Genomic DNA, 6,930 nt, shown 5'->3' with positions numbered 1-6,930 from the left:
ACCACGGCGGTCGGCGCGCCCGTCGTCGCCCTGAGGTTGTCGACGGCACGCCTGAGCCGCCGCGGCCAGCCGTGTACCGGGGCGCGGACGCGCGCCGGCTCCCGGTGCAGCGCGGCGAGTAGCGTGCCCGCCTCGGGCCACGGGGCGTGATCAGGCTCGGCGACAACGGTTTCCACCACCGGCCAGGTGGTCTGCCACCGCAGCCCGATACGCTTCGGCACCACCGAGGTCGGCGACAGCAGCGCCTCGGATTCGGCCGCGATCCGCAGCCGCGCACCCAGCGCCCGCGGATCCGTTCCGAGTCGGTGCAGCTTGTGGACGACGTCGCCGTCGACGACGATCTCCGCACCGGATCGGGTCTGCACCAGACCGACGTTATTGGACGTCAGCGCCGCGGTGGCGGCGTCTGCACGGCGGCGTTGATGCGGTTCCAGGCGTTGATGGTGACGGCCATCGCGATCACCTGCCCGAGTTCGCGGTCCGAGAAGGCCGCGGCGGCCTGCTCGTAGACGTCGTCGGGGACGCCGCCGTGGCCGAGCTCGGTGATGGCGTCGGTCAGCGCGAGCGCCGCGCGCTCCCGCCCGGTGAAGAGGTCGCCGGCTTCCGCCCACGCCGCCAGGACGTCGAGCTTCTGCTCGCTGACGCCCTCCTTGCGGGCGTCGCGGGTGTGCATGTCGAGGCAGAACGCGCAGTGGTTGATCTGCGAGGCGCGGATCTTGATCAGCTCGCCCAGTTCCGGCTCGACGTCCTTGGCCGCCGCGGCGGACAACGTCATCATCGCCTCATAGAGCTCCGGGGACGCCTTGTAGATCCTGAGGCGGGGCGTAGTGGTGAGTGTCTGTGTCATGTCTTCGACGCTAGTACCGAATGACCCAAGATCATGGTTCAATCCGAGCATGGTTTCGTGGGCCAATTCGGGGGGTCTCGACCTCCATCTGGACCTGCACGGGACCCTCACCCCGGGAGCCCGCGGAGCGAAGGACGCGCTGATCGCCGCCTTGCGTGAGGCGGCCCGGTCAGGACGACTCACCCCGGGCACGATGCTGCCGCCGTCCCGCGCCCTGGCAACCGATCTGGGGCTGGCCCGCAACACCGTCGCCGACGCCTACGCCGAACTGGTCGCCGAAGGCTGGCTGGCGTCTCGGCAGGGCGCGGGCACCTGGGTCGTCAACACCGCCCGGCGCTCCGCGGCTCCCCGGCCGCGCGGAGCACGCGTGGCACCGGTCCACAACCTCATGCCGGGCTCCCCCGACGTCGCCGAGTTCCCTCGCAGCCAATGGGTTTCGTGCACCCGCCGGGCGCTGGCGAACGCTCCCACCGAGGCACTGCGAATGGGAGACCCTCGCGGACGACCCGAGTTGCGTTCCGCGCTCGCCGACTACCTGGCACGTGCGCGCGGCGTGCGGACGTCACCGGACTCGATCGTCATCTGCGCCGGCGTCCGGCAGGCGGTGCAGCTGCTCGTGCGGGCCCTGGGCGGTCCGATCGCGGTTGAGGCCTACGGACTGTTCCTGTTTCGTGATGCCATCGCCGCGTTGGGAGTCCCGACCGTGCCGATCGGCGTCGACGACAACGGTGCGGTGGTGAGCGATCTCGACCGGCTCGACGTGCCGGCGGTGCTGCTGACGCCGGCACACCACAACCCCCTCGGGATGCCGCTGCATCCCGAACGCCGCACTGCCGTCGTCGAATGGGCGCAACGCACAGGCGGTTTGGTGCTCGATGACGACTACGACGGTGAGTTCCGGTACGACCGCCAACCCGTCGGCGCACTGCAGGCGCTGCGCCCGGAGAAGGTCGCGTACCTGGGGTCGACCAGCAAGACCCTGTCGCAGGTCCTGCGGCTGGGTTGGATGGTGCTGCCCGAACCGTTGGTCGACGCGGTGGTCGACGCGGCAGGCGGGCAACAGTTCTACGTCGACGCCATCGGCCAGCTCACCCTCGCCGACTTCATCGCCGGCGGGTACTACGACCGTCACATCCGCCGGATGCGGGCACGCTACCGGCGCCGAAGGGACGCATTGGTTTCCGCGCTCGAACCGTTCGATGTCGGGATCGGCGGGCTGGCCGCCGGGGTCAACGTGCTGCTGACCCTGCCCGACGGAGCAGAACCGGAGGTGATGCGCCGCGCCGCCCAAGCGGGCATCGCGCTGCAGGGACTCTCGATCATGCGCCATCCGCTGGCCACACCCGAGCTTCCCGATCCCGACGGCCTGATCGTCGGGTTCGCCGCACCGGCCGAGCACGCATTCGTGCCTGCGGTTTCCGCGTTGTGCGAGGTGCTCGGCGCGAGCGGTCTCTGAGCACGAAAAAAGGGGCGCCCCCGGGGGTGGGGCGCCCCTTTTGGTTCGGGTGGTTACTTGACGTCGACGAAGATGACGCGGCCGACGGTCTCGAGGATCCGGTCGTCGCCCTGGGCGTCCCAGGTGTACTCGCGGAGCTCGGCGCCCTGACGGACGGACACGACACTGGCGTCGGACAGTGCCGCGCCACTCTGGCGGTTGACGATGACCCGGTTGCCCTGTTCCTCCAGCGCGCTGATGGTGTCGGCGGCGCTACCGGTGCCCGACGGCGCGGCGAGGGCCGGTACGGCCAGTCCTACGAAGGCGGCGGCGAATCCGGCGGCTGCGGCGGTGGCGATGGTGAAGTTCTTCATTGTGTTGCTCTTCCCTGTGTTTCGGGTCGGAGCCGTGGAGCGAGTCGCGCGGTTCTGACTTCTTGTCGATCTTGTTGGCGATCTGATCGTGATAACTCGCCGGGTGGGGCGATCATTTCCCGTGGCAGAAATTGAACGCCCGCTGGCAGAAATACATCGGTGAGATTTGTCGATGCGGCCGGCCATCGTCGAACGCGGATTCGATGACCCGCTTCTGATCACCCGCGTTGAATCGCCTTTATGCGCGCGAAGTGGCGGCACACGTCTCTGGGAACCCCGGTTTTCGGCCCTAGAGGCAAGCCGGTTCCCATCGCGTGCCACCGGTGCGATACTGGTTGAGGCACCAACGGCGGGACCAACGTGAGCGTGGGCGAACAGCGTAAGGCGGGCCGGGCTGACCTTTTGCTGCCGGTGGCGCTGCTGACCTTGGCGGCCGTCGGCTGGTGGTGGTCGGTGGTCAGCGCCGGCGACATGGACACCGGCGGCATGTCCATGCAGCCGATGCCGACGATGTCGTTCGCGGCTTTCCTGGTGGCATGGGTGGCGATGATGGCGGCGATGATGTTTCCCGCCGTCGTACCCGTTGTCCGGCTCTATGCCCGCGCGGCCGCCAACGACCAGGTGGCACCCGTAGCGGTCTTCGTCATGGGGTACATCGCGCTGTGGACCGTCGTGGGTATTCCCGCGTACTTCGCGTGGCGACGCTTGGAAGCACCCCTGATGCAGGGCAGTCCCTGGGTGGGGCGAGTTGCCGGCACGGTGGCGATCGTCGCCGGCCTATACCAGCTCACGCCGCTGAAGTCGGTGTGTCTGCGGCACTGTCGATCGCCCATGTCGTTCTTCCTGCGCCACGGCAAACGTCTCGACCGTCCAGCACGGGCATTCGCGGCCGGCGCCCACCACGGCCTGTTCTGCGTCGGCTGCTGTTGGATGTTGATGGCTGTGCTAATTGCCTTCGGCACAATGCAATTGGTGTGGATGCTGGTTCTCGCGGTGCTCATCGTGCTGGAGAAGATCGCACCGTTCGGGGAGCAGCTCGCCCGAGTGACCGGGGCGGCCCTTCTTGTGCTGGGGATGGTGCTGCTGGTGCATCCCACGTTCGTAACCCGTCTCATCTAACTGGAGGGTGAAAATGACAACGACCGAACAACGCACGCGGTGGCAGCTGAAGGGGCGCGGATATGAGTTCTGCAACTGCGCGCCCGGTTGCGGGTGTAATTTCCACGGCTTTCCGACCTCGCCGGACGGCAGCTGCCGGGCGATGGTCGGCAACCACATCCTGGAGGGATCATGCGGCGACGTCGACCTCTCTGGAGTCAAGGCGATCGCAGTGATCGACTGGCCGAAAGCGATTCACGACGGAAATGGCAAGGCGGTGTTCATCGTCGAGCCGGATACCACCGACGAACAGATCGCGAGCCTGTCCCAGATCTATACCGGGCAGCTCGGTGGCGACCCGTGGGGAATTCTCGGCACGACGTTCGAGGTCGTCGGGCTCGCCAAGGCTCCGATCAGCTTCGAGGGCACCGGACTGCAGACCACGATGACGGCCGAGGGCTACGGACGCGCCACCGGTGACGGCTTCAAGAACCCGGTGACCGGCGAGTCCCACCAGGCTCAGATCGTGCTGCCCGACGGCTTCATCTGGACCAAGGGTGAGTGTGGGATCGGGAGTTTCCAGGTCGAGGCCGAGGGCATTCGGCTCGGTTTCACGGACACGAACTGGATCCTGTACGACTTCGATTGGTCCAACAACTGACCGCGCACCGCGCCGGCGGCTCCTAGAGGTCAGCCGCAGCAGGCGCACGTGGGGTCGATCGATCTCGGTGAGGAGGTCTTCGACGCACGCATTGCTCAACCCCGCCGCCACTGTGCGTCAGATCCAGACCTTGACCGCACAGCTCCTCACAGTGGGGCAACGGATCCGCCCTCGCGCGCACCTTGACGTGAGGCACCACGCTGTCAAAGGCCGCAAAACGAGGTCGGCAGGCGGTAGCGTCATTGGTTGCTGGCAGGGCTGTCGACGGTTGTTGTCACCCCGGGCGCTCGGCATCTCCCAGCGGCAACTCCCCGGCGGCGAGTGACGGGAGACGACCATGAGGCGCTGCATCGTCGGAGCACTGGCTGGCCTGATGGCGGCCGCGGGACTGATCACCTGTGCGCCGCCTGCCGCCGCCGGTTGCCTGTACGGAGGGCCTGTCATCAGCAAGTGCGACGGACCGGTGCAGCCTGACGGCACCTGGCAACGCTGTGTGGGGGTCGCCCGCCTGATTCCCAGCGGCTTCAGTTCCCACCTGGTGCCCGAGAAACGCTGCGATCTGATGGGACCTGGCCGGCACTACTGGGATCTCGCCTTCGCCGACCCACCGACGCACATCGCCGACTGAGCGAGCCGCCACCCTTCTGACCCGGGGTGACACCCGCCACCCCGTAAGCTGCCCGGGTGGCCGAGCCCCCGATGTCACCGCAGCTGAGCCTGACGACCCAGATCTGGCGGTTCATCGTGACCGGCGGGTTGTCGGCGATCGTCGACTTCGGTCTCTACGTGGCGCTGCTGGCCGCGGGCCTGCACGTCAACCTCGCCAAGACCCTGAGCTTCATCGCGGGCACCACCACCGCCTATCTGATCAACCGGCGGTGGACCTTCCAGGCGCCACCGAGCACCGCGCGGTTCGTGGCGGTGGTCGTGCTCTACGCGGTGACCTATGCCGTCCAAGTCGGGATCAACTACTTCTTCTACATGGAATTCGAAGATCAACCGTGGCGCGTGCCGGTGGCGTTCGTCATCGCCCAGGGCACCGCCACGGTCATCAACTTCATCGTCCAGCGCGTGGTTATCTTCCGGCTGCGGTGAGCGAAGCGACCCAGGCGGTACCCTCTGTGACGATGTTGAGCACCGAGTTCCCGACCACCGCCAAGCGGCTGACCGGCTGGGGCCGCACCGCCCCGTCCGTCGCCGAGGTGCTGTCGACCCCGGATCCCGAGGTGATCGTCAAGGCGGTCACCCAGACCGCCGACGGGTCTGGGCGCGGCGTGCTCGCGCGCGGGCTGGGGCGGTCCTACGGTGACAACGCCCAGAACGGCGGCGGGCTCGTCATCGACATGAGTGTGGTGAATCGCATCCACTCGATGGACTCCGACAGCCACCTCGTCGATGTCGACGCCGGGGTCAACCTCGACCAGTTGATGCGCGCGGCGCTCCCGCTGGGGCTGTGGGTGCCCGTGCTCCCCGGCACCCGCCAGGTCACGATCGGGGGCGCCATCGCCTGCGACATCCACGGCAAGAATCACCACAGCGCGGGCAGCTTCGGAAACCACGTGCGGTCGATGGACCTCCTGTTGGCCAACGGCGAGGTGCGCACCGTCACACCCGACGGCCCCGAGGCCGAGCTGTTCTGGGCGACCGTCGGCGGCAACGGCCTCACCGGCATCATCCTGCGCGCCACCATCGAGATGACGCCGACCGAGACCGCGTACTTCATCGCCGATGGTGACGTCACCAACACACTCGACGAGACCATCGCCTTCCACAGCGACGGCACCGAGGACAACTACACCTACTCCAGCGCCTGGTTCGACGCGATCAGCGCGCCGCCGAAGCTCGGTCGTGCCGCGATCTCCCGCGGCTCACTGGCCACCGTCGACCAGCTGCCGAAGAAGCTGCAACGTAACCCGCTGAAATTCGATGCGCCGCAACTGCTCACATTGCCCGATGTGTTCCCCAACGGGCTGGCCAACAAGTACACCTTCATGCCCATCGGCGAACTCTGGTACCGCAAGTCCGGTACCTACCGCGGCAAGGCACAGAATCTGACGCAGTTCTATCACCCCCTCGACATGTTCGGGGAGTGGAACCGCGCCTTCGGACCCGCAGGATTCGGGCAGTACCAGTTCGTGGTCCCGACGACGGCGGTCGAGGAGTTCAAGGCGATCCTCGTCGACATCCAGCGGTCCGGCCACTACTCGTTCCTCAACGTGTTCAAGCTGTTCGGGCCGGGAAACCAAGCGCCGCTGAGCTTCCCGATCCCTGGCTGGAACGTCTGCGTCGACTTCCCGATCAAGCCCGGCCTCAACGAGTTCCTCAACGGACTCGACAAGCGGGTGCTTGAGTTCGGCGGACGCCTCTACACCGCCAAGGACTCGCGGACCACCGCCGAGACCTTTCACGCCATGTATCCCCGCATCGACGAGTGGATCGCCCTGCGCCGCAAGGTCGATCCGAACGGGGTGTTCGCCTCCGACATGGCCCGACGACTGGAGCTGCTCTAGATGGT

At 67.2% G+C, this 6,930-nt stretch carries 8 protein-coding genes and 1 pseudogene; 6 read left to right on the top strand and 3 right to left on the bottom strand.

Annotation, left to right across the window (positions count from 1 at the left end):
• Positions 1-365: pseudogene (locus tag H7I57_RS00925) on the bottom strand (phosphotransferase family protein); the annotation flags it as partial.
• Positions 366-385: 20 nt separating this feature from the next.
• Positions 386-847: a carboxymuconolactone decarboxylase family protein gene (locus tag H7I57_RS00920; RefSeq protein WP_264021347.1), complete on the bottom strand. Its 462-nt coding sequence runs from the start codon at positions 845-847 to the stop codon at positions 386-388.
• 49 nt (positions 848-896) lie between these two features.
• Between H7I57_RS00920 and pdxR the strand changes: the two genes are divergently transcribed.
• The gene (gene pdxR / locus H7I57_RS00915) at positions 897-2,303 is read left to right on the top strand and encodes a MocR-like pyridoxine biosynthesis transcription factor PdxR (RefSeq protein WP_264021346.1); all 1,407 of its coding nucleotides are present in this window, start codon (positions 897-899) and stop codon (positions 2,301-2,303) included.
• A gap of 53 nt (positions 2,304-2,356) precedes the next feature.
• Here pdxR and H7I57_RS00910 read toward each other — a convergent pair whose 3' ends face one another.
• Positions 2,357-2,656 carry a hypothetical protein gene (locus H7I57_RS00910; protein ID WP_264021345.1) on the bottom strand — a complete coding sequence of 100 codons (300 nt, stop codon included), beginning with the start codon at positions 2,654-2,656 and terminating at the stop codon, positions 2,357-2,359.
• Positions 2,657-3,022: 366 nt separating this feature from the next.
• Here H7I57_RS00910 and H7I57_RS00905 point away from each other — a divergent pair, with 366 nt between their 5' ends.
• The 5 genes from H7I57_RS00905 (at position 3,023) to dprE1 (ending at position 6,925) form a co-directional block, all read left to right on the top strand.
• Complete coding sequence (locus H7I57_RS00905) at positions 3,023-3,775, top strand: DUF2182 domain-containing protein (RefSeq protein ID WP_264021344.1); 753 nt, start codon at positions 3,023-3,025, stop codon at positions 3,773-3,775.
• Positions 3,776-3,788: 13 nt separating this feature from the next.
• Positions 3,789-4,415 carry a DUF1326 domain-containing protein gene (locus tag H7I57_RS00900; RefSeq protein WP_264021343.1) on the top strand — a complete coding sequence of 209 codons (627 nt, stop codon included), beginning with the start codon at positions 3,789-3,791 and terminating at the stop codon, positions 4,413-4,415.
• Between the two features lie 337 nt (positions 4,416-4,752).
• Entirely contained in the window at positions 4,753-5,043 is a 291-nt protein-coding gene (locus H7I57_RS00895; protein WP_264021341.1) for a CDGP domain-containing protein, read from the top strand.
• A 71-nt stretch (positions 5,044-5,114) separates the two neighbouring features.
• Positions 5,115-5,510: a GtrA family protein gene (locus H7I57_RS00890; RefSeq protein WP_264021354.1), complete on the top strand. Its 396-nt coding sequence runs from the start codon at positions 5,115-5,117 to the stop codon at positions 5,508-5,510.
• Positions 5,511-5,542: 32 nt separating this feature from the next.
• On the top strand, positions 5,543-6,925 hold the full coding sequence (gene dprE1 / locus H7I57_RS00885) for a decaprenylphosphoryl-beta-D-ribose oxidase (RefSeq protein WP_264021340.1): 1,383 nt from the start codon (positions 5,543-5,545) through the stop codon (positions 6,923-6,925).
• Positions 6,926-6,930 lie beyond the last annotated feature (5 nt).

It is taken from the genome of Mycolicibacterium pyrenivorans (genome assembly GCF_025821625.1).
Lineage (GTDB): Bacteria > Actinomycetota > Actinomycetes > Mycobacteriales > Mycobacteriaceae > Mycobacterium > Mycobacterium pyrenivorans.
Note: the sequence above shows the minus strand (reverse complement) of the source record. Positions and strands in the feature narration are given on the sequence as shown.

What these genes read in the sequence shown, in the direction of transcription:
- H7I57_RS00920 (WP_264021347.1), bottom strand. Translation starts at nt 847, where the DNA reads ATGACACAGACACTCACCACTACGCCCCGCCTCAGGATCTACAAGGCG.
- pdxR (WP_264021346.1), top strand. Translation starts at nt 897, where the DNA reads ATGGTTTCGTGGGCCAATTCGGGGGGTCTCGACCTCCATCTGGACCTG.
- H7I57_RS00895 (WP_264021341.1), top strand. Translation starts at nt 4,753, where the DNA reads ATGAGGCGCTGCATCGTCGGAGCACTGGCTGGCCTGATGGCGGCCGCG.
- H7I57_RS00910 (WP_264021345.1), bottom strand. Translation starts at nt 2,656, where the DNA reads ATGAAGAACTTCACCATCGCCACCGCCGCAGCCGCCGGATTCGCCGCC.
- H7I57_RS00900 (WP_264021343.1), top strand. Translation starts at nt 3,789, where the DNA reads ATGACAACGACCGAACAACGCACGCGGTGGCAGCTGAAGGGGCGCGGA.
- H7I57_RS00890 (WP_264021354.1), top strand. Translation starts at nt 5,115, where the DNA reads ATGTCACCGCAGCTGAGCCTGACGACCCAGATCTGGCGGTTCATCGTG.
- dprE1 (WP_264021340.1), top strand. Translation starts at nt 5,543, where the DNA reads ATGTTGAGCACCGAGTTCCCGACCACCGCCAAGCGGCTGACCGGCTGG.